The following is a 21,317-nucleotide window of genomic DNA, read 5'->3' on the forward strand; positions in this document are numbered from 1 at the left end:
GTTCAGGGGAACGGCCGCGCCGTGTGGGCGTGGTTCAGCGGCTCGTGGCCCTGGCCGAGCCCCGGCGCGGAGCGCATCGCCTCGCGGAGGTAGCGCCGCGCGCGCCCGATCGCCGGGACGAGGGCGAGGCCTTGGGCGAGACCAGCGGCGATGGCCGAGGCGAGCGTGCAGCCCGTGCCGTGGGTCGCGCGCGTCTCGATGCGCGCGTCCTCGAACAGCTGCTCGCCCTCCGGCATCCCGGAGGCGCCGGGCCCCGGCGCGACCCGGAGGACGTCGACGACCGTCGCGCCCGGGAGGTGGCCCCCCTTCAGCAGCACGGCGCGCGGACCCATGGCGAGCAGCCGCGCTGCGGCGCTGCGCATGGCGTCCACGCTGTCGATGACCACGCCGGTCAGCGCCTCGGCCTCGGGGATGTTCGGCGTGAGCAGCGCCGCGAGCGGCAGGAGCCGGGCGCGCAGGGCGCCCTCCGCGTCGGACTTCAGCAGCCGGGCGCCGCCCTTGGCGACCATCACCGGGTCCACCACGAGCGGCGCGCCGCGGCCGAGGCGCTCGTAGACGCGCGCGACCTCGTCGATGACCTCGGCCGAGTGGAGCATCCCGGTCTTGATGGCGTCCGCGCCGATGTCGTCGAGCACGACCTCCATCTGGCGACCGATGAAGTCGGGCGGCACCGGGAACACGGCGTCGACGCCGCGGGTGTTCTGGGCGGTGAGCGCGGTGATCGCCGTCGCGCCGAACGCGTCGAGCGCGGTGACCGCCTTCAGATCGGCCTGGATTCCTGCGCCGCCGCCCGAGTCGGAGCCGGCGACGATGAGGACGCGTCCTTTCATGGCGCGCTCCGGCGGCGGGCGGTTGCGGAGGCCGGTCGGCCCCCGCGCGGCAGGTGCGCTGGGAAAGCGGGGAGCGAGCTGTGAGAGGCGCGCATGGCGAGCGCGCAGGGTGTCCTGAAATGCAGCGAGTGGCGAGGGCTTCTTGCTGGCGGCGCGAGAGGGCCGCCGGCCACGGAGGTCGGGCCGGCGGCAGGTCGAGCGCTCTGCTCGCCGCCGCGAGCGGAGGCGCCCGCGCCGCGATCCCGGCCGTGCGTCAGAGGCCAGCGCGCACGATCTCACCCGACATCGGGCTCCCGGCCAAGCCGCGGTTGGACCAGTAGACGAAGCCGTTCCGGAGGCGGACGCTCGTCGGCCGCGCCTGGTTCGAGGCGATGACCCGAGGGCCGCCGCCGCAGCCGTCCAGCGGACACATCTTGACGACGCCGACTGCGCTCATGCCCGTGCCGAGAGCGGTCCAGTACACGCCTGTGGGGCCGACAGCCATGCTGGTCAATGACGGCTCGCCCTCGACGAAGGTCGTCGGGCTGCCGCCGCACCCGGTCTTCTTGCACGCGAAAATGGTATTCTTGACCGCGTTCATCACGTAATGAATCCCGTCGTGGATCGCCATGACGACGCCGTGCTCGGCGTGGAGCTGGATCGCGCCGTCGGCATTGCCGGGATCGCAGAAATAGACGCCTCCTGGATCGGTGGCGTGGGCCCAGTACACGGTCGTCCCATCCATGACGAACGAACGGATCCCGTCCGCGCTCACGCAGCGGATCCGCTGGCATTGGCCGTTATCGCACTCGAGGACATCGAACTTGTCCGAGATGCGCGCCACGCCGTCATCGCTCACCTGGATCTGGTTCAGGTTGCTCACGATGGACTCCAACACTTCCACCGGCGACTTGCCGAAGCAACCGGCCGCTGGGCATCTGTAGTAACGGCGCGACCCTCCGTCGTTCGGGGAGCTCAGCCAGTGCACGAAATTCGGATCCACCGCGACGAGGTATGGAGAGGCGATGGCGGCGCCCGAGGGAGGCCCGAGCCCCTCGGCGAGGACCACCGGAGCCGGGCAGCCTGCCAGGGGACAACGCAGCAGCGTGGAGGTGGAGAGGATGAAGACGCTCTGGTCGTCGACCGCGATCGAGTACGGGTCGTCGAGGCCCGTGGCGACGACCTCCGGGGGCAATGGTTGCGTGTCCCCTCCGCCAGCTGCGCCCGTTCCTCCTCCCCCGCCTTCGCCGGCGCTCACGCCGCCGCCGGTCCCGCTGCCAGCCGGCGACGCGCCGCCGCTGCCGGTCGGCGATGCACCGCCGCTGCCGGTCGGCGACGCGCCGCCGGTCCCGCCGCCGCCGCTGTCGCCGAACGAGCGCTCCGCCGGTGAGCAGGCGACTGCCGGGAGGGCCGCCGCGCCGAGCATCACGAGCGATATCGCGAAGAGCCGTTGCCGCATCGGCGACGAGTATGCCACAGGGCGCGCCGAGCGAGGCGACCACGGCAGGGGGAGGTGCCTGATCGCGCTGGAGGCCTCGGCGTCAGTAATGCTTGTCGAGGACCGCGGGATCCTTCGTCGTCGCGAAGACCGTGTCGCAGCGCCGGCACCTGTACTTCACCTTCGTCGGCCGGGCCGAGATCCCGAACGCGAGCTGGATGTACCCGAGGACGCGGTACTCGGCCTCGGCGCTCACCATGTAATGATCGCGACCATGTCCGCAGGGGCACTGGACCGGCTCGGGCGTCGTACGGTCGCGATAGGGCATCGACGGGCTCGTTGGCATGGACGTCAGCGTAGTCTAGGGGGCCCGCGGCGGACGTCGAGGGGGCGGCGCCGCGACGCCGCCTGGACGGAGGCGACCGGGCGGCGCGAGCAGAGGGGCGGCGCGCCACGGCTCGCGCTGCGTGCGGGTCCGTCCGACGGGCGCTTTGCGCCGCGCCGCGGACCGAACTAGGAGACGATTCCATGCGCCCCGCCCTGTACGCCGAGCGTCTGGTGAAGCGGTACGGCGGCGTCACGGCCGTGGACGGGGTCGATCTCGCCGTGTACGCCGGGGAGGTCGTCGGGCTGCTCGGGCCGAACGGCGCGGGCAAGACGACGACCTTGCGGATGCTCGCCGGCATCCTGTCGCCGGACCAGGGGCAGATCCTGGTCGGCGGCGTCGACCTGGCCGCGAGGCCGCTCGAGGCGAAGCAGCGCCTCGGCTTTCTCTCCGGGGACACGCAGCTCTACCAGCGGCTCACGCCCCGCGAGGTGCTCCGCTACTTCGGTCGGCTGTACGGCATGGAAGAGGCGGCGCTCTCGCGCCGGATCGACGCGCTCGTGGCCGACCTGGAGATGGACGCGTTCGCCTCGCGGCCGTGCGGCACGCTCTCCACGGGGCAGAAGCAGCGCGCCAACATCGCGCGCGCGTTCCTCCACGAGCCGGAGGTGCTCATCCTCGACGAGCCGACGACCGCGCTCGACATCCTCAGCGGCCGCTTCATCGTCGCGTCGATCCGGCGGGAGCGCGCCGCGGGCAGGGCGATCCTCTTCTCGACGCACATCATGAGCGAGGCCGAGTACCTCTGCGACCGCATCGCCCTCATGCACGAGGGGCGCGTCGTCGACGCCGGCGCCCTGCCCGAGCTCCTCGGGCGGTCCGGCACCACGAACCTGACCGACGCCTTCCTCCACCACGTGGAGCGGAGCCGCCCGAGCGCGGCGCGCGACACGCCCGAGCGCGCCGGCGCGCCCGCGCCAGGGGGCTGACGCGCCGTGAGGCTCGCCATCGTCTGGACGATCCTCCGCAAGGAGCTCGTCGAGTCGCTCCGGGATCGGCGCACGCTCGTGCGGCTCGTCGTGGTCCCGCTCCTCCTCTATCCGCTCTTCGCGCTCGCGATGAGCAAGCTCGTCGGCGTCGAGGCGGCCGCGCGCGAGGCGCGCCCGTCGAGGATCGCGGTCTGGGGAGAGCTCGCCGAGGGCCTGCAGGCGAGGCTCTCCGCGGCGGGCAAGATCGAGCTCGCGCCGTGGGCCGGCGCGCCCCCCGACGTGCGCGAGGGGCTCCTCTCCGGGGCGCTCGCGCCGCCGGCGGGGCCGGCGGCCCCGCCGGACGACGGCGAGGCGGCGCCCCCCGAGGCCGAGGCCGAGCCGGCGAGGTGGATCGAGCCGGAGAACCCCGTGCTCGCCGCGGCGCGCGCCGCGGTGAGCGAGCGCAAGGTCGACGCGGTGCTCGTGCCGTGGCCATCGATGGGGGCCGAGCTCGGGCGCGGCGGGAAGGGCGCCGTCGCGATCTACTTCGACTCGGTCCGCGCCGACTCGGCCACGGCAGAGGCGCGCCTCGAGGGCGCGCTGCAGCGCGCCCGCAGGGCCATCGTCGCGGATCGAGAGGCGGAGCGCGGCCTGCCCGAGGGGTTCTCGCGCGCGTTCGACGTCGTGCCGCGCGACGTCGCGGCGGACAGCCGCAAGGTCGGCCAGATCCTCGGCGCGATGATGCCGATGCTGCTGATCCTGATGTCGCTCCTCGGCAGCTTCCTCCCGGCGATCGATCTGACGGCGGGCGAGAAGGAGCGCGGCACGATGCAGACGCTGCTGTGCGCGCCCGTGCGGCCCATCGAGATCATCTCGGGCAAGTTCCTGGCCGTGTGGGTCATCTCGCTGCTCACGGCGCTCGGCAACGTGGTGAGCATGTCGCTCACGGTGAGCCGGTTGCTGCCCGACGCGATGGTCGTCGGCCCCGGCACCTTCGCGCTGACGTTCGTGCTCCTCGTGCCGGTCACGCTCCTGTTCTCGGCGCTTTTCCTCGCGCTCGCCGTGTTCGCGAAGGACTTCAAGGACGGCCAGAACGCGCTCATGCCGGCGTACCTGCCGCTCTCGCTGCTCGCCGGCATCACGGCCCTGCCGGTGGTCGAGCTCAACCCGTGGACGGCCTACGCCCCGGTCCTCAACATCGCGGTGCTGATCAAGGCGCTGTTCGTCGGAGAGGCGCCGGCCGATCTCCTCTTCACGGCGCTCGTCTCCTCGGCGCTCTATGCCTGCCTCGCGCTCCTCTTCGCCGCGCGCGTCTTCGAGCGCGAGAGCGTGCTCCTCGGGGGGCACGAGTCGGCGCGCGCCGTGCTCGGCCTGGGGCGCCGGGCCGGCGGGGCGCCCTCGGCGGGCTTCTCGCTGGCGGCGTTCGCGGGCGTCCAGGTGCTCTTCTTCTATGGCAGCCTGCTCATCGCCCGCACCAGCGTGGCGGTCCAGCTCGCGGTCTCGCAGGTCGGCTTCTTCCTGGTCCCGACCCTCGCGCTGGTCGCCGGCTTCGGCTACTCGCCGCGGGCGACGCTCGGCCTCAGGCCGGCCTCGGTCCGGGGCCTCGCCGGGGCGCTGCTCCTCGGGGTCGCGGCGTGGGCCGCGATCGGCGGCACCGTCCTCCGGTGGTTCCCCGCGCCGGAGCCCTTCGCCCGTGAGCTGGGCGAGCTCGTGCTGCTCGGCGGGCAGCCGTACCCGGTCGTCCTGCTGCTCGTCGCCGTCACGCCGGCCGTCTGCGAGGAGCTCCTGTTCCGCGGCCTCGTCTACGCAGGCCTGCGCCGCGCTGGGCCCGCGGTGGCGATCGGCGTATCGGCGCTCCTCTTCGGGCTCGCGCACGGGTCGGTGTACCGGCTCTTGCCGACGTTCTCGCTCGGGCTGGCGCTCGGCTACGCGCGCCACCGCACCGGCTCCGTTCTGCCCGGGGCGCTGTTTCACGCGCTGAACAACGGGCTCGCGGTGTCGCTCCTCTATTTCAAGCCGTCGTGGGCGCAAGGCGTCATCGAGGGAGAGCTCCTGCCGTGGAGCATCACGTTCGCGGGGATGGTCGTCTCGCTGGCCGGGCTGCTCCTGCTCCGGTCCTCGGCGCCGAGCGAGCCGGAACCGGAACCGGAACCGGAAGAGAAGGCGAAGATGGACGAGCGCGAGCGTCGCGGGGGAGCGGCCGGCGGAGGCAGCGCGGCACAGGGCTGAGGCTGGCGAACGCGGCAGCGGTGTGGGCGAGAGCGCGTGGAGGGGAATCGCGCACCTTGCGCCGGCCGCTCGCGGCGGTACGGACATCGATGTGCACGCACGCTTTCTTCCGGGGTTCGCTGCGGCGGCGATGACCTCGGCGCTGTCCTGCTCTCACGGCGGTCCCACGCTCGCGGAGCGCGGAGGAACCGCGCCCGGGCGTCTCGCCGCGCCGGCGCCCGGCGGCGCGCCTGCCCTCGCTGGAGTCGCTGGAGCAGCACCGGTTGAGGCCGGGGGCGCGCCGGTCTCCGCGGAAGCAGCGCCCACCGGTGCCGCAGGTCCACCCGTGACGCCGCCGACATCACCGGGATGGGCCGGCCCCTGGATCGAGCACCTCGCCGGCGCTGCCGGCCTCCGCGAGCGGCCTCCGCGGGCGCAGCGCCAGTGGAACCACATCGCCGCGGCCGCGGGGGCGGATTGCCGCGATGCCCTCAAGGTGGCGGGGGCACGGTTCCAGTCGCTGCCGGATACCGTGAAGCCCAACAAGAAGGGGTGTGGCATCCCCCACGGCGTGCTGCTGAGCCGCGGGCCGACCGGCATCGTTTACTCGCCGCCGCTGCAAGTCGATTGCTCGCTCGCCCTCCGGCTGGCCGATATGGAGCGCGTGATCCAGGAAGAGGCCGAGGCGCACCTGAGCTCGCAGATCGTCCGCATCAACACCCTGGGGAGCTATGCCTGCCGCGAAGTGGTCGGCAGGATGCGCCCGTGGAGCGAGGGGCTGAGCGAGCACTCGTTCGGCAATGCATTCGATATCGCGCGCTTCTCGCCGAAGCGCGGCCGCGCGATCAGCGTGCTCCGCGATTACGTGCTCCACGGAGACGACCCGAGCACCCGTGAGGGCCGCTTCCTCCGGGGCGTGGCCCGCCGGCTCCGCGCCGAGGGGGCGGCCGCGCGCGTCCTCGGCCCGGACTTCGACGCGAGCCACCGGGACCACCTGCACATCGATTGCGGCACGCCGCGCTGGTACTGAGGCGACGGCCGGCGGCCCCGCGCTTACCGCGGCCCCGGCCGCAGCTCGAGGATCCGCACGTCGTACGGCGCGAGCTCCACGGCGTGGACCGGGGACTTGCCGCCCAGCTCGGTCAGGTGCCCCGAGGCCGCGGCGGGCTTCACCGAGAGCGGCTGATCCGCCTGGCTGACAAGGAACACGAAGCGGCGGCCATCGCGGTGGCGCAGCGTGTCCGCCGCGACGCGCGGGTCGTCCACCGTCACCGGTCGCTTCACGCCGGCGAGCTCGGCGAGCGCGTCGTAGATCTTGTAGGTCGGCTCCGGGTTGATCCGCGGGGTCGCCGCGGCGAAGTGCTCGATCGGATACGTGCAGAGCACGACGCTGCCGCTCCCGATCTTGCGCCGCAGCAGCGCCGGCCGGCCGCGCTGGTCGACCGCGACGACCTCCGCGCCCCTCGGGCGCACGGGCAGGTAAGCGCGGCTGTGCTCGGTGCCGGAGACCGGGAACGTGAGCGTCGTGCCCGCCGCGATCGTGCCGAACTCGCATTCGAAGGTGAGCTTCGCGCAATCGTCCTCGATCGGATCGATCATCCCATAGCGCAGCTGGTGCTCGACGCCGAACATCGCGTTGAGGTGCGCGTACCACGGCCCGCGCTGCGACCCGTGCGTGCCGTGGCAGTACGACGCGTAGACGACCGCGCCGGCGGACGAAAGCCGCTCCAGGAGGTGCCATGTGGGCGCGGTCAGCTGCTTGGCCGACGGCAGCAGGTAAAGCCGGCAGTCCTCCGCGATCCCGTCCCGCTCCCGCGTCAGCCCGACCGGCAGGTCCGCCTCCTTCGCGGCGATGTAGGCCTGCCGCAGCATCGTGAACAGGTAGCTGCGGTCCTCGGCCTCCGTGAACGGGAACGCGCCTTCCAGGTACGACGGGACGATCAGCGCCGCGTCGGCCGGCTCGCGCTCACAGCCGAGGACGTCGATGTCGGAGAGCACCTTGGCGAAGCGGGCCATCTCCTCGAGCTGCGGCTTGGGGCGGCCCTCGACGGTCGTCAGCCCGAAGTGGAGCTCGAAGGGGTGGTGCCTGTAGGGATCCTGGTGGATGAGATCGAAATCGGTGTTGTTCCAGCCGATCCACCCGGTGGCGCCGGCGAGCAGCGTGTTGTGGAGGACCTGCCGGTAGTAGTGCGCGGCGTTCTCGTCGGACGCGAAAGCCGACGAGACGCCGAACTCCTCCAGCACGACGGGCTTGCCGAGAAAGCCCGTGAGCTCGCAGACGAACGCCGCGCCGTAGTGCTGGCGCGTCAGGTCGTTCTCCATCCGGTACACGTGCGGGCCGAGGAAGTCGACGAGCGCGCCGAGATCGCGGACGGAGAACCCATTGTCGTTCCCCGTGACCTCGATGCCCCACGCGCCGTCGCCGATCGAGATCGGCTGGCTCGCCCCGCCGGCCCGCAGCGCCTGCAGGACCAGGCTCGCCCAGCTCGTGACGTTCTCGCGGATCGAGCGCTCGCGCTCGCCGTAGATCGGCATCTCGTTGGAGACGAGCCAGCCCGTCACCGCCCGGTGCCCCGCGAAGCGCCGCGCCATCTGCTCGGCGAACCAGGCCTGCCGGGCCACCATCCACACGTCGCCGTAGAGGTCCCGCCCGCGCCGCCACGCCGGGTCCCAGTTCTCGCCGGACATGTGGCCGACGAGGAGGGTCGGGATCGTCGTGAGGCCCGCCTCGACGTGCGCCTCGAGGAAATCGGCATAACGCGCGACGCAGTCCTCGTCGATCCGGTCCGGCTCCGGCATGAAGTGCGGCCAGTAGAAGAACGACCGGGTCATGGTCAGGCCGTGATCGGCGAGCACCCGGAGCTCCTCGCGGACCACGAACGGATCATAGCTCTGCCACATGAGCGGGCCGCCGCGCCGCGACCAGAAATTGGCCCCAAGCCAGGCGACCGCCTGTTGACGAACTGCGACTTTGGCGAAATTGCGGTGCATAGTCCTCACGTCCTGGTCATGCAGAGCGGCGCTCTCGAACACCGTCCGTCCCCGTGCTCGCGGCGCGGGCCGCGCGCTCGAGGCGCGAGCGGCGGGCAGGTGACTTAATCGGTTCAGCTTACGCCACTTAATCGGTTCAGTCTATGCGCCCGTGCGGGGGGCCGCGCCCTCCCTCGGGCCAGGCCGGCTCATGCGCGGGGGGGCGGGGCGGTGCTGCCCCGCGTCGCGAGCGTCGGCGCGCTGCACTCGTCGTCGGTGACCGGCTCTCCTGCGACGAGGCGGAGGAGCAGCGCGGCGGCGCGGGAGCCGTGCTCGGCGATGTTGCGGCGCACCGCGGTCAGGGCGGGGTGGACGAGCTGGCACAGCGCCGAGTCGTCCCAGGCCACGATCGAGAGGCGCTCCGGCACGGGGACGCGCATCTCGTGGGCGACCGCGAGCGCGGCCACGGCCATCACGTCGTTGTCGAACACGATGGCCGTCGGCGGTGAGGCCTCGGCCAGGAGCCGCCGTGTGGCCTGGCCGCCTGCCTCGCCCGTGTAGTCGGCGTGGACCGTCTGCACCCGATCCAGGCGCCGCTGGCGCGCGGCCGCGGTGAACGCCTTGGTCCGGACCGCGGTGTGCACGAACTCGGCCGGGCCGGCGACCCGCGCGATCGACCGGTGGCCCAGCGCGGCCAGGTAGTCGACGACGGCCCGCATGGCGCTCGCGTCGTCGCTCCACACCCCGGGCAGCTGCCCCTTGCCCGCCGGTCCGCCGATCACCACCGCCGGGAGCTTCAGCTCCTCGATGAGCTTCACGCGCGGATCGTCGTCGCAGAGGTCGACGAGGATCACCCCGTCGACCCGCCGCTCGGCCCACCAGCGGCGGTAGGTCTCCACCTCGGCCACGCGATCCTCCGTGACCTTGAGCAGCAGCGCCTCGGCCTTCTCGGACAGCTCCGCCTCGATGCCGGAGATGAGCTGCATGAAGAACGGCTCGATGCCGAGCATGTGCGCGGGCCGGTCGATGACCAGGCCGACGGCGCCGGCGCGGCCGTCGGAGAGCGCCCGCGCCGCGTTGCTCGGCTGCCAGCCCAGCTCCGCCGCGATGGCCAGGATCCGCTCGCGCGTCGGCTCCGACACGCCGGGCCTGCCGTTCAGCGCATACGACACCGCTCCTTTGGATACCCCCGCCCGCCACGCGATGTCCGTGATCGTCGGACGCTTCACGCATCACCTCCGCTCCAGGCGACGGAGCGCGCCTGCCGTGTGAACCCGCTCTGCCGCATGGCCCCGGTTGGATAGCACGACGGCCCGCTGGCGAGCCGAACGCCGCGCAGGGCCGAGCGCCGCGAGCGAGCGACGAGCCCAGCGCAGCCCCTCCCACACCGTCGCCTGGCCAGGCGGGGCGGGCCAGGCGCCGCGCCGGACGGCCGCGGGGCCCGGTCAGCGCGCCGCTGTCAAGCGCGGCGCTGCATCCCGTGGGACTCCGTTGCTGGGCGGACGGGCCGTGTCGCGCTGCTCAGGCCACCTCGAGGAGCTCGCGTTCGGTGATGCCGAGCAGGAAGAGGATGGCGTCGAGGCCGCTTGCGGAGAGGGACGTGTCGGCGGCCTCTCGCAGCTTGGGCTTTGCGCGGAACGCGACGCCGAGGCCGGCCCTTTGCAGCATCAGGAGGTCGTTGGCGCCGTCGCCCACGGCGATGGTCTGATCGAGCAACACGCCTTCTGCCTGGGCGATGGTCTCGAGCAGCTCGGCCTTGCGTTGCGCGTTGACGATCGGCCCTGTGACCCGGCCGGTCAGCTGTCCGTTCACGACCTCGAGCGCGTTCGAGTAGGCGTAGTCGATCCCGAGCCGCGCTTTCAGCGCCTCCGCTGCGATCGAGAAGCCGCCGGAGATCACCGCCGTCCGATAGCCGAGCCGCTTCAGCACCCGGATGAGCGTCTCTGCGCCCTCGGTGATGGGGAGCTCTGCGGCGAGCTTCCGCAGCACCCCGACGTCGAGGCCGCGGAGCAGCGAGAGCCGCTGGCGGAGCGACTCGTCATAATCCATCTCCCCTTGCATCGCGCGCTCGGTGATCTTCGCCACCTGTTCCGCGACGCCCTTCGCGCGCGCCAGCTCGTCGATCACCTCGATCCGGATGAGCGTCGAGTCCATGTCCATCACGACGAGCCGCTTGCTCCGGCGGAAGAGGCCCTCGCGTTGCAGCGCGAGATCGAAGCTGTTCTGCGTCGCGAGGGCGAGGAGGGCCTGCTTGAGGGCGTCGGCCTCCTCTTCGCGCTGGAGCAGCACCTGGATCTCCACCGACGAGAGGCGTTCGACCGACAGCCGCGCGATCTTCTCGATGTTCGCGCCGTGGGCTGCGAGTGTGGAGGCCACGTCGTGCAGCGGCTTCGCGCCGAGCTCGCGGCCGATGGCAGTCACCACGTAGCGGCTCCCGGGCGCGCGCCGCGGCGCGCCCCCGTCGAGGGGCTTGAAGTCGAGCGTCACGCCGAGCTCTTTCGCGGCGAACAGCAGCTCCTTGAGTCCGCTGCGTGTCTCGGGGAAGAGCGCGAGGAGCGCGAGGTTCAGGTTTCCGTGGACCACCACCTGCTCGATATCGAGCAGCGTGGCGCCGATATCGCTGAGGATGCCCGTAAGTCGAGCGGTGATGCCAGGGTGGTCCCTGCCGGTGACGGTGACGAGGATCGGATCGGACGAGACTGTCATGCCGGAGCCCCCTTAACAGCGCCGCGCGTCAGGGTCGACTCCGATAGATCGCTGCACGAAGCAAACCGATGCTTCACCGGAAGAGCGTTTGCCAAACCACCGCTCCCCCTCGCGCTCCACGCCCCGGCGACCTCCTGCTCCGCATGCCCCGCCGCGCCTGCAGCCTCCCCATCCCCCCATCCCCCCATCCCCCCACAAAGAGCCCGCGGGGGAGGAGGCTGCGCGCGCGGGGGGGCGGTGGGCGGGCCCCACGAATCCGAGGGCCGGCCTGCAGCGCAGCGATCTCCGCGCGGTCCTCCCTCACCCGTCCAGCCGGCACCAGCCCCCCAAAAGGCCCGAGTTCGTGGGAGGGCCCACCGCCCCCCCGCGCGCGCAGCCTCCTCCCCCGCGGGCTCCGTAGCTATCGGTAGCGCCCGCCCCCTCGCCCCGCCGCCGCCCGTCCGCCCCCTTTGCCGCCCGCCGCCGGCCGCCCGCCCCCCTTGCCGCCCGGACCGCGCCGGCTCGCCGGCCGCCCAGCCCGCGCCGGCTTCTCCTCGGCCGCCTCGCGCGCCGCGCCGGCGTCCCCGTCCCCCTGCTGTGCCTTGAGCTGTCGGAGCTGATCGCGCAGCCGCGCCGCCTTCTCGAACTCGAGGTTCTCCGCCGCCGCGAACATCTCCTGCCGGAGCGCGTCGATCTGGTCGACCAGATCCATCGCGGCGCGCGCCGCCTCGGCCGCGGGCTTCGCCGGGCCCTTCGGGACGGCGTAGTAGTCGCGCGTGCCCGAGGTGGGCGACAGGTCGAGGATCGCCTTCTTCACCGTGGCCGGCGTGATGCCGTGCTCCTTGTTGTACGCCTCCTGGATCGCGCGCCGCCGGTTCGTCTCGTCCATCGCGCGCTTCATCGCTTCGGTGATGCGATCGGCGTACATCACGACCTCGCCGTGCACGTTGCGTGCGGCGCGGCCGATCGTCTGGATGAGCGAGCGCGGGCTCCGGAGGAAGCCCTCCTTGTCGGCGTCGAGGATGGCGACCAGCGACACCTCGGGGAGATCGAGCCCCTCGCGCAGCAGGTTGATGCCGACCAGGACGTCGAACTCGCCGCGCCGGAGATCGCGGAGGATCTCCACGCGCTGGAGCGTGTCGATGTCCGAGTGGAGATAGCGGACCCGGATGCCGAGCTCCGTGTAGTACTCGGTCAGATCCTCGGCCATCCGCTTGGTCAACGTCGTGACGAGCACGCGATCGCCGCGGCCGACCCGCTCCCGGATGCGCGCGAGCAGGTCGTCGACCTGACCGGACACCGGGCGGATGTTGATCTGCGGATCGATGAGCCCGGTCGGCCGGATGATCTGCTCCACGACCGAGCCGGCCGACTTCTGCAGCTCGTAGTCGCCGGGCGTCGCGCTCACGAAGAGGACCTGCGCGTAGTGTTGCTCGAACTCCTCGAACTTGAGCGGCCGGTTGTCGAGCGCGCTGGGGAGCCGGAACCCGTACTCGACGAGCGTCTCCTTCCGCGCCCGGTCGCCCCGGTACATCGCCCCGACCTGCGGGACGGTCTGGTGCGACTCGTCGATGATGAGGAGGAAGTCCTTAGGGAAATAGTCGATCAGCGTCGGCGGGGGCTCGCCGGCCTTCCGGCCCGAGAGGTGGCGCGAGTAGTTCTCGATGCCGTTGCAGAACCCCATCTGCTCCAGCATCTCGAGATCGTACATCGTGCGCTGCTCGATACGCTGCTTCTCGAGGAAGCGCACGGCCCTGTCGTAGTGGTCGATGCGCTCGCGCAGCTCCTCGCGGATCGCCTGGATCGCGAGCCTGAGCTGCTGTTGCTCGGTGACGTAGTGGGAGCCGGGGAAGACCGCGTAACGATCGAGCTGGCCCACCACCTTGCCGCGGACAGGGTCGACCTCCTTGATGGCCTCGATCTCGTCGCCGAAGAACTCGACCCGGATCGCGAGCGCCTCCTCGTAGGCCGGGAAGATCTCGACGACATCGCCGCGGACGCGGAACGTCCCGCGGTGGAAATCGACGTCGTTCCGCGTGTACTGGATGTCGACGAGCCGCCGCAGGAGCTCGTCGCGACGGATCTCGGTGCCGCGCTCGAGCTTGATCAGGAGCCCGTGGTAGCTCTCGGCCGAGCCGATGCCGTAGATGCAGCTCACGGAGGCGACGATGATCACGTCCGGCCGCGAGAGCAGCGCGTGCGTCGCCGCGTGGCGCATGCGGTCGATCGCGTCGTTGATGATCGCGTCCTTCTCGATGAACGTGTCGCTCGTCGGGACGTAGGCTTCGGGCTGGTAGTAGTCGTAGTAGCTGACGAAGTAGTGGACGGCGTTGTTGGGGAAGAGCTCCCGCATCTCGCCGTAGAGCTGGGCCGCCAGCGTCTTGTTCGGCGCCATGATGAGGGTCGGCTTTTGCAGCTTTTCGATCACCTTGGCGGCGGTGAACGTCTTGCCGCTGCCCGTGACGCCGAGGAGGACCTGGAAGGCCTCGCCCTGCTCGAAAGCGGAGCAGATCTCCTGGAGCGCGCGAGGTTGGTCACCGCACGGCTTGAATTCGGAGACGAGCTCGAAGTGTGTGGGCATGGAGCGGAGGACCCTAGTGCGGCGAGGCGCTCCTCGCAACCTCCGCGGCCGTCAGGGCCGGAGGGCGGGGTGGCCTCGCTGGGAAGGCGCGGTCTCGTACGGCTTCGTCGGTCTTCCAACTATCGGCAACCATTGGCAACCATCGGCCGAGCGGGAATTGTCGACCCACTGTCGTTCACCTGGAACGAGGGCGCCCCACGTCCCGCGCCCCTCCGTCCGGCCCACGCTCGCCCCCGCTTCGCCGCATGCGCCGCACCTCGCCGCGCGCTCGTTGCACCCCCAGAGCGGGCTCCGCGCGCTCGTTGCACCCCCAGAGCGGGCTCCGCACGCTCGTTGGATGAAGCGCGCTCCGTACGCGCGCGCTGTGCTCGCTGGCCATACGGCCGGGCCGAGCCGAGAGCGCTTGACGTCGGCGCGGGGCCATAGGATTCTAGGTGCTGTCGCGTCGTGGTGACGTGAGCCGAACGCGGAGGTCAGGTCATGAGTGCCAACACATCGCACACCCATTGCGCCGCCGCCGTCGTTTCCGCCGCGGCCGGCTGAGCTCGTCTCCACGTCTCCGCGACGTCGCCCGCGTGCCCTGAGGGGTGCGTGTGTGCCCTGAGCGCGTGCCCCTTCCAGGGATCTGCCCTGGCCGGGCGTGCCTTCTGGCGTGACGTCCTGATCGATCGACGAGCTCCGCTCCGCGGCGGCCCCGCGCGTGGAATGGCCGGCGCGTGCGCGCTTGTGCGCCGCCGCGCCCTGTCCGTCGATCGCCGCGCGCCGAAGCTCGGGCGCGGCCGAACGCCATGGAGCGCTCGTCCGTCATGCAAACTCACCTCGATTCTCTCGTTGATCCGTCTTCGCAGCACGAAATGCAGCCCGATCTGGTCGGGCTTGGATGGACTCCCTTCTTCGCGAGTCAGCTCGCCTGTCTCAAGGATGCCGTGCAGCCTGCGCGCGTCGTCCTCGCCTCCGCGTCCAGGCACCACGTTCAGACCGCGGATGGCCCGCGCCTCGCGGTGGTCAGCGGTCGCCTCGCGCACGAGGCCGCGGATCGCGCGGCGCTCCCCACCGTCGGTGACTGGGTGGGGCTCAGGCCTGGCGACGGCGCCGGGCCTTCGTACATCGTGCACACGTTCGCGCGGAGCACGTGCCTGCGCCGCAAGGCCGCTGGGCCCACGGTGGAGGCCCAGGTGCTCGCGGCCAACATCGACAAGGTGTTCATCGTCACGTCGCTGAACGCCGACTTCAACCTGCGCCGCCTCGAGCGCTACATCGACGCCGTCCTCGACAGCGGTGCTCGCCCGGTCCTCGTGCTCAACAAGGCCGATGTCTGCCCGGATCCGGCGCGGTACATCGACGCGGCGCGGGACGTGGCCCCTGCCGCGCCGATCGCGCTCGTCAGCGCGCTCTCCGGCGCCGGCCTCGACGAGCTCCGCGCCGAGATCGGGGCAGGGGAGACCATCGCCCTCGTCGGCTCGTCCGGCGTGGGGAAGTCCGCGCTCAGCAATCGCCTGCTCGGCGCGGAGGTCCAGCTCGAGGGCGCGATCCGGGCTTCGGACGAGCGTGGCCGCCACACGACGGCTCACCGGGAGCTGTTCCTGATCCCTGGCGGTGGCCTTCTCATCGACACGCCGGGCATACGGGAGCTCGGCGTCTGGTCTGCGGGCGGCAGCGCCCCGGCCGGCTTCGACGACGTCGAGGCCCACGCCGCGGCCTGCCGCTTCCGGGACTGCGCGCACGATGGCGAGCCCGGCTGCGCGGTGCTCCGCGCCATCAAGGACGGCGACCTCGATCCCGAGCGTCTCGGCGCCTACCTCAAGCTGGGTGCGGAGCGACGCCACCTCGCCGGGCAGCAGGACGTGCGCGTGAGGATCGAGGAGAAGCGGCGCTGGAAGCAGATCTCGAAGCAGATGCGCGCCAATCCGAAGCGATAAGCAGAGCCGCCCTCCCGCCTCCGGCGTCCCCGCCACGCCGCGTAGACACCCCCAGCAAATCCCCCCGCATCCTCCCCCGCCCCCGCCCGCCTGCACGCACCTTCGTAACCGCTCTTTCCCATCCCTTGGAAAGAGCCCTCGGGAGGGGGTGTCGCGCGCGGGGCCGGCGGGGGAAGGGCCCCACGAACCCGAGCGCCGGCCTGCACCGAAGCCACTCGCTCCTGGTTCTCCCTCCCCCGTTCAGCCGGCCATAGCCACCACAAGGCGCGAGTTCGTGGGAAGGGCCCCCCGCCGGCCCCGCGCGCGACACCCCCTCCCGAGGGCTCCCCCGCGTCCTGGAGAGCCCTCTCCGTCCCGTGTCCCGTCAGATCCCGTATTGCCGGAGCTTCTTGTGGAGCCCCTCGCGCGTGATCCCGAGCGACTTGGCCGCGTTGGTCTTGTTGTTGTTGTGCCCGCGCAGCGCTTCCAGGAGGAAGAACTTCTCGACCGCGTCCATCATCTCCTTGAGCGACCCCTTCGGCGTCCCTGCCCGCGCGATGAGCCCCTCGACCTGCCGGATCCTCGGCGAGAGCAGCTCCGGCGTCCCGAACGCCCCCGGCTCCAGCTGGATGACGATCCGCTGCACCTCGTTCTGGAGCTCCCGGACGTTGCCCGGCCAGTCGTACGCGACCATGAGCTCCATCGCCTGCTGGCTGAACCCGCCGCAGGGCTTGCCGATCTCGTCCGCGTAGCGCTCCAGGAAATGCGCCGCGAGCAGCGAGATGTCGTCGCGCCGCTCTCGCAGCGGCGGCAGGCGGATCGGGAAGACCTTGAGGCGGTAGTAGAGGTCCTCGCGGAACCGCCCCTTGGCCACCTCGTCCTCGAGGTTCCGGTTCGTCGCGGCGACGATGCGCACGTTGACGTGCTTCGGGCTCGTCGCGCCCACGGGGCGGATCTCGCCCTCCTGGAGCGCCCGGAGGAGCTTCGATTGCAGCGACAGCGGCGTCTCGGTGATCTCGTCGAGGAAGAGCGTGCCCCCGTCGGCGATCTCGAACAGCCCCTTCTTCTCCTCGGTGGCGCCCGTGAACGACCCCTTCTTGTGCCCGAAGAGCTCGCTCTCCAGGAGGCTTTCGGCCAGCGCCGCGCAGTTCTGCGCGACGAACAGCTTGTCGCGGCGGCGAGAGCGGTAGTGGACGGCGGCGGCGATGAGCTCCTTGCCCGTGCCCGTCTCGCCCTCGATCAGCACCGTGACGCGCGTGTCGACCACCTTGTCGAGCTGCCCGATCACCTTGCGCATCGCGTCGCTGTTGCCGATGATGTCGACCGCGCCCCCGCTGCCGCCCCGGCGGCGCTCCTCGCGCCCCTTGAGGAAGCTGTTCTCCTTCTGGAGCCGCTCCTCCGCGAGCACGAGCCGCTTGATGAGCCGGGCGTTCGCCACCGCGAGCGAGGCGTTGGCGGCCAGCACGAGGAGCGTCTCCAGGTCGCCGGCGTTCAGCATCCCGGGCACGCTCCGGTTGTCGGCCTGGAGCACGCCGATGATCTCCTCGCCCTTCCAGAGCGGGACGGCGAGCGTGCTGCGGATCGAGGCGCCCATCAGCGACTCGGACTGCCCGACCTCGATCGGCGCGTCGGCGGCGAGCACGGCCGCCCGCTCCTTGATCACCTTCCGGTACACGCTGCGCGTGATCGGGACCGGCCCTGCAGGCGGCCCCCCTTTGCCCGACGCGGACCGGACCCGCGTCAGCACCGGCACGAACGCCGCCGGCGCCGCGCCCGGCTCCTGGTCGTCGTCGCGCAGCACCACCGTGACGTGGGTCGAGCTCGGCACCAGCGCGAGCACCGCGTCGGCGATCTCGGCGAGCACCTCGTCGAGATCGGTCGCCGCGCCGATGCGCTTCTGCGCCGCGTACATCGCCGACAGCGCGCTCGGGTCGCGCTCGATCTTCGCCTCGGCAGGCTCGATCTCGTCGAGGCGGCGGATCGAGACGACCCGCGCGTCGTCGGCCTCCTCCGGGATCTTCACCACCATCCGGGTGACCGCGTCCCCGGAGCCGAGCTCGATGACGTCCCCCGTCTGGAGGGCGAGCGCGCTGCGCCCCGCGCCGAGCTCCAGCCGCTCGCCCCGCCGCGTCACGCTCGTGCCGTTCGTCGAGCGCAGATCCTCGAGGATCACCCCGTCGGCGCCGCTCACGATGCGCGCGTGCGCCCCGGAGACGTGGCGATCGTCGAGGACGACGCGGTTGTCCGACGAGCGCCCGAGCGTGATCAGCTCGCCCTGGAGCTCGAAGGTGCGCCCGGCAGCGAGACCCTGGGTTACCTCGAGCACGATCATGGTTCGTTCTTCAGCCGGGAAGACCCCGTGACAAGGGCCGGAGTAAACCGTCAAGACGGCGGAGACGCCAGGAAAAATCAGGAGCCAGGCGCGTCAGTGAAGCTTCGCGCAAGCTTCGCGAGCGTCGCGCGACCTTCGGGCAAGCATCGCGTCCGGGTGACGCCAATCAAGGAAAATCTGGATCCAGGTGATGTGCCCGCCGGCGCGCTCCATGCGCCCCGTGCGCCCCGTGCGCCCCGACCGCGGACGGGGCGCACGGCGCTGCGGCGGTCACTGCGCGCGGGCGGTGAGGCGGTAGATGACCGTCTTGAAGGGCGCGTTGCCGGCGATCTTCTCGGGATCCTTCGAGGCCTCGCCGTCGTCGACGATCTTCTGCAGCTTGGTCGCGACCTCGGCGTCGCCCTTCGGCGAGAGGGCGTCGATGACCGAGACCGAGACGAAGCGGACGGCCGCGTTCGAGACCTTCGGCATCGCGTCGATGATCTGCTGCCGGACCTCGGGGGTGCCGAGCACGCCCGCCATGTAGGCGGACTTGATCCCCTGGAACTGCGTCTCCTTCGCCTGCGACGCCGGATCGCCGAGCTTGCCGACGTAACACTCGAGCTTGGTGCCGCAGGCCCCGAGCAGCTCCTTCGCGATCTTGATCTCCTTCTCCATCGACTTGCCGACCGTGCCGCCGCCGCTCGTGCGGGTGCCCGCGAGCCGATCGACGTCGGCGATCTGGTCGGGCTTCATCAGCTTGAGCGCCGTCTGCAGCGAGACGTCGCGGATCTGCGCGACGTCGTCCTCCTCGCCGCGCGCCTCGAGGCCGGTCTTCACGAGCCACGGCACGAGGCTCGCGTCGAAGAAGTTGCTCGCCGCCTCGGCGAGCATCACCCGCGCGTTGATGCCGGCCGGCGGCATCTCGAGCCCCGCGGGCGTCTTCTCGTAGGCCGCCTGGAAGGCCGCGAGGGTCTCCGGCGTCCTCGGCACCTTGGTCAGCTCGCGCGCGATGATGGCGCGCGGCACGTCGTCGGCCTTCCCGAGCGCGGCGAGCAGCGGCTGCGACGACTCCTGCCGGCCGATCGTCGCCAGGACGAGGGCGGCCGCCGCGACGTGGGCGGTCTCCGCGGCTTTCTTCTGCTCCGCGTTCGCCTTGTCGCCGCCGGCGCCCTTCAGGTTCTCGACCTTCGAGTACTCGACGAGCTCCTTCTGGTCGCCCTGGAGCAGCGCGATCGTCGGCTGGATCGCGGGCTTGCCGATCTTCGTGAGCGCCAGGATGGCCGTCGTGGCCGCGTCCGCCTTGAACGGCGACAGCACCACCTTGAGCAGCGGCACGACCGCCTTCTCGCTGCGCTGCCACCCGAGCAGCTCCGCGGCGGTGATCTGCCAGAACAGCTCGTTCCGCATCGTGCTGACGTCCTTCGGGTCGTTGATCGGGCGCCCGATCATCGTGATGAGCCCGTCTTCCCAGGACTTGCTGTTGATGTCGACCATCGCGTCGTGCACGTCGCGCGAGATCGTCGAGCCCTTCGGCTTGCCGTGCTGGAGCTTCGAGAAGACGGCCATGAGCGGCTCGGCGGCCTTCTCCGACTTCATCGCGCCGAGGCCGCGCACGGCCCAGCGGACGTCCTCCTCGGTGGACTCGGGCTTGTAGTCCTTGAGCGCCTTGATGAGGCAGGCCTCGCCGCGCGGGTCCCTCGTGTCGGAGATGAACTTGATGAGCTTCGAGTTCGTGCGCTCGTCGAGATCGCCGGCCACGCACTTCTGCGTCATCGGCTCGATGATCTTGTCGAGGAGCGGCTTCACGGTCGGGCCGGTCCGGTCCTTGTTGTCACGCGTCATCGCGTCTTCGAAGAACTGGACGAGCCGGTTGACGGAGGCGGTGAGCGTGGCCGGGTCGTCGAGCCGCTTGACGTGCGTCTCGGGGTCGTTCTCGTCGCCACATCCGACGATGACCCCTGCGGAGAGCGCCATCGACGACGCGGTGGCGGCCCCCAGGAGGAGCGAGCGAAGGAGCGGCAGGATGCTGCGTGCTGAGCGGGACATGGTGTTTCCTCCGGGACCTCGGTGATGCTGCCGGCCTGACCTCGCCGTCGCACGGTGCGCTTCAGGAGAGGCGGTCAGCGGCTAGCCTTCGTTAGCCTGAGGGGACGAAAGCGGACAAAAACAGCGCGCGGCAGGGGGCGCGGCCCCCCTTCGGCCACGACGTGGCGCCGCTCCGCCATTGGAAACGGCGAAGCCGACGCTATTCGCCGCCAGAGAACGTGTCAACGCGAGCGCGGCGCCGAGACGAGCCGGCGGATCCCCGTGGCGAAGAGGCGGTCGGGGATGACACGGCGCAGCGCGACGAGCGCCCGTGCGTCCCGGCCGACGAGGGTCCTGAAAGGCGGCGATGCGTCGTCGATGAGGCGGAGGATCGCCGCCGCGACCGGGGTGGGCGGCGGCGCCTTGGCGGCGTCCTTCAGGACGATCTGCTCGATCGCCCTGGTCATCGCGCCGTAAGGGCCTTCGAGCGAGACGTGGGCGCCGCGCCGCTGGTTTTCGTAGAAAATTTCGGTCTTGAAGGTGCCGGGCTCGACGAGGCAGACATGGACGCCGAACGGGGCGACCTCCCAGCGCAGCGCCTCGCTGAAGCCCTCGACGGCGTGCTTCGTGGCCGCGTAGGCGCTCACGCCGGGGAGGCCGACGAGCCCGGAGAGGCTCGAGACGTTGACGATGCGGCCGCGCCCCGCGCCGCGCATCGCCGGGAGCACCGCGCGCGTCACGGCCATCAGCCCGAAGACGTTGGTCTCGAACTGCGCCCGGACGTCGCCGTCCGCCTGCTCCTCGAAGGCGCCGCCGACCGCGATGCCGGCGTTGTTGACGAGGGCGTAAGCGGGGCCGTGCTTCCGAAGGATCTCCCCGACCCTGTCGGGCGCGCTCGCCGCGGCGACGTCGAGCTGCTCGATCTCGAGCGTGACGCCCCGCGCGCCGGCGGCGGCGAGGAGCGCGCCGGCCTTCTCGGGGCGGCGCATCGTGGCGATGACCCGGTGGCCCGCGGCCGCGCACGCGACCGCGGTCGCGAGGCCGATGCCGCTCGAGGAGCCGGTGACGAGGACGAGGTGACCCATGGCGAAGGGGC

The 21,317-nt window shown here is 71.4% G+C and carries 14 protein-coding genes; 4 read left to right on the top strand and 10 right to left on the bottom strand.

The annotated features are described in order from the left end of the window. Nucleotides 1–2: 2 nt before the first annotated feature. From thiD to WME82_RS03710, 3 genes are all read right to left on the bottom strand, one after another. Nucleotides 3–830: a bifunctional hydroxymethylpyrimidine kinase/phosphomethylpyrimidine kinase gene (thiD, locus tag WME82_RS03700; protein ID WP_438041693.1), complete on the bottom strand. Its 828-nt coding sequence runs from the start codon at nucleotides 828–830 to the stop codon at nucleotides 3–5. 253 nt (nucleotides 831–1,083) lie between these two features. Beyond that, nucleotides 1,084–2,286 (bottom strand): hypothetical protein, encoded by a 1,203-nt coding sequence (locus WME82_RS03705; protein WP_438041694.1) that lies wholly within the window; start codon nucleotides 2,284–2,286, stop codon nucleotides 1,084–1,086. A 64-nt stretch (nucleotides 2,287–2,350) separates the two neighbouring features. Then, entirely contained in the window at nucleotides 2,351–2,575 is a 225-nt protein-coding gene (locus tag WME82_RS03710) for a hypothetical protein (RefSeq protein ID WP_157907469.1), read from the bottom strand. A 200-nt stretch (nucleotides 2,576–2,775) separates the two neighbouring features. Here WME82_RS03710 and WME82_RS03715 point away from each other — a divergent pair, with 200 nt between their 5' ends. The 3 genes from WME82_RS03715 (at nucleotide 2,776) to WME82_RS03725 (ending at nucleotide 6,778) form a co-directional block, all read left to right on the top strand. Further along, nucleotides 2,776–3,561: an ABC transporter ATP-binding protein gene (locus WME82_RS03715; protein WP_437744153.1), complete on the top strand. Its 786-nt coding sequence runs from the start codon at nucleotides 2,776–2,778 to the stop codon at nucleotides 3,559–3,561. 6 nt (nucleotides 3,562–3,567) lie between these two features. After that, complete coding sequence (locus WME82_RS03720; protein ID WP_438041695.1) at nucleotides 3,568–5,769, top strand: ABC transporter permease subunit/CPBP intramembrane protease; 2,202 nt, start codon at nucleotides 3,568–3,570, stop codon at nucleotides 5,767–5,769. A gap of 325 nt (nucleotides 5,770–6,094) precedes the next feature. After that, nucleotides 6,095–6,778, top strand: coding sequence for an extensin-like domain-containing protein (locus WME82_RS03725; protein ID WP_438041696.1), 684 nt, complete (start codon nucleotides 6,095–6,097; stop codon nucleotides 6,776–6,778). 23 nt (nucleotides 6,779–6,801) lie between these two features. Here WME82_RS03725 and WME82_RS03730 read toward each other — a convergent pair whose 3' ends face one another. From WME82_RS03730 to uvrB, 4 genes are all read right to left on the bottom strand, one after another. After that, on the bottom strand, nucleotides 6,802–8,739 hold the full coding sequence (locus WME82_RS03730; RefSeq protein WP_438041697.1) for a glycoside hydrolase 5 family protein: 1,938 nt from the start codon (nucleotides 8,737–8,739) through the stop codon (nucleotides 6,802–6,804). A 188-nt stretch (nucleotides 8,740–8,927) separates the two neighbouring features. Continuing rightward, nucleotides 8,928–9,947 (bottom strand): LacI family DNA-binding transcriptional regulator, encoded by a 1,020-nt coding sequence (locus tag WME82_RS03735; protein ID WP_437549493.1) that lies wholly within the window; start codon nucleotides 9,945–9,947, stop codon nucleotides 8,928–8,930. Between the two features lie 292 nt (nucleotides 9,948–10,239). Further along, entirely contained in the window at nucleotides 10,240–11,424 is a 1,185-nt protein-coding gene (serB, locus tag WME82_RS03740; protein ID WP_012233298.1) for a phosphoserine phosphatase SerB, read from the bottom strand. Between the two features lie 400 nt (nucleotides 11,425–11,824). Continuing rightward, entirely contained in the window at nucleotides 11,825–13,984 is a 2,160-nt protein-coding gene (uvrB, locus tag WME82_RS03745; protein WP_438041698.1) for an excinuclease ABC subunit UvrB, read from the bottom strand. Between the two features lie 926 nt (nucleotides 13,985–14,910). Between uvrB and rsgA the strand changes: the two genes are divergently transcribed. Further along, nucleotides 14,911–15,903: a ribosome small subunit-dependent GTPase A gene (gene rsgA / locus WME82_RS03750; protein WP_438041699.1), complete on the top strand. Its 993-nt coding sequence runs from the start codon at nucleotides 14,911–14,913 to the stop codon at nucleotides 15,901–15,903. A gap of 364 nt (nucleotides 15,904–16,267) precedes the next feature. Here the strand turns inward: rsgA and WME82_RS03755 are convergent, their stop codons facing one another. The 3 genes from WME82_RS03755 to WME82_RS03765 form a co-directional block, all read right to left on the bottom strand. Then, nucleotides 16,268–18,214, bottom strand: a complete 1,947-nt coding sequence (locus tag WME82_RS03755; RefSeq protein WP_437715587.1) for a sigma 54-interacting transcriptional regulator — start codon at nucleotides 18,212–18,214, stop codon at nucleotides 16,268–16,270. Nucleotides 18,215–18,484: 270 nt separating this feature from the next. Beyond that, entirely contained in the window at nucleotides 18,485–20,242 is a 1,758-nt protein-coding gene (locus WME82_RS03760; protein ID WP_438041700.1) for a hypothetical protein, read from the bottom strand. Nucleotides 20,243–20,463: 221 nt separating this feature from the next. Beyond that, complete coding sequence (locus tag WME82_RS03765) at nucleotides 20,464–21,306, bottom strand: SDR family NAD(P)-dependent oxidoreductase (RefSeq protein WP_437864603.1); 843 nt, start codon at nucleotides 21,304–21,306, stop codon at nucleotides 20,464–20,466. Between the last annotated feature and the right edge of the window lie 11 nt (nucleotides 21,307–21,317).

The organism is Sorangium sp. So ce128 (assembly GCF_051525245.1).
Classification (GTDB): Bacteria; Myxococcota_A; Polyangia; order Polyangiales; family Polyangiaceae; genus Sorangium; species Sorangium cellulosum_B.

Coding starts and splice junctions, on each gene's coding strand:
- WME82_RS03715 (WP_437744153.1), top strand. CDS start 2,776: ATGCGCCCCGCCCTGTACGCCGAGCGTCTGGTGAAGCGGTACGGCGGC.
- WME82_RS03760 (WP_438041700.1), bottom strand. CDS start 20,242: ATGTCCCGCTCAGCACGCAGCATCCTGCCGCTCCTTCGCTCGCTCCTC.
- thiD (WP_438041693.1), bottom strand. CDS start 830: ATGAAAGGACGCGTCCTCATCGTCGCCGGCTCCGACTCGGGCGGCGGC.
- WME82_RS03710 (WP_157907469.1), bottom strand. CDS start 2,575: ATGCCCTATCGCGACCGTACGACGCCCGAGCCGGTCCAGTGCCCCTGC.
- serB (WP_012233298.1), bottom strand. CDS start 11,424: ATGACAGTCTCGTCCGATCCGATCCTCGTCACCGTCACCGGCAGGGAC.
- WME82_RS03755 (WP_437715587.1), bottom strand. CDS start 18,214: ATGATCGTGCTCGAGGTAACCCAGGGTCTCGCTGCCGGGCGCACCTTC.
- WME82_RS03730 (WP_438041697.1), bottom strand. CDS start 8,739: ATGCACCGCAATTTCGCCAAAGTCGCAGTTCGTCAACAGGCGGTCGCC.
- WME82_RS03765 (WP_437864603.1), bottom strand. CDS start 21,306: ATGGGTCACCTCGTCCTCGTCACCGGCTCCTCGAGCGGCATCGGCCTC.
- uvrB (WP_438041698.1), bottom strand. CDS start 13,984: ATGCCCACACACTTCGAGCTCGTCTCCGAATTCAAGCCGTGCGGTGAC.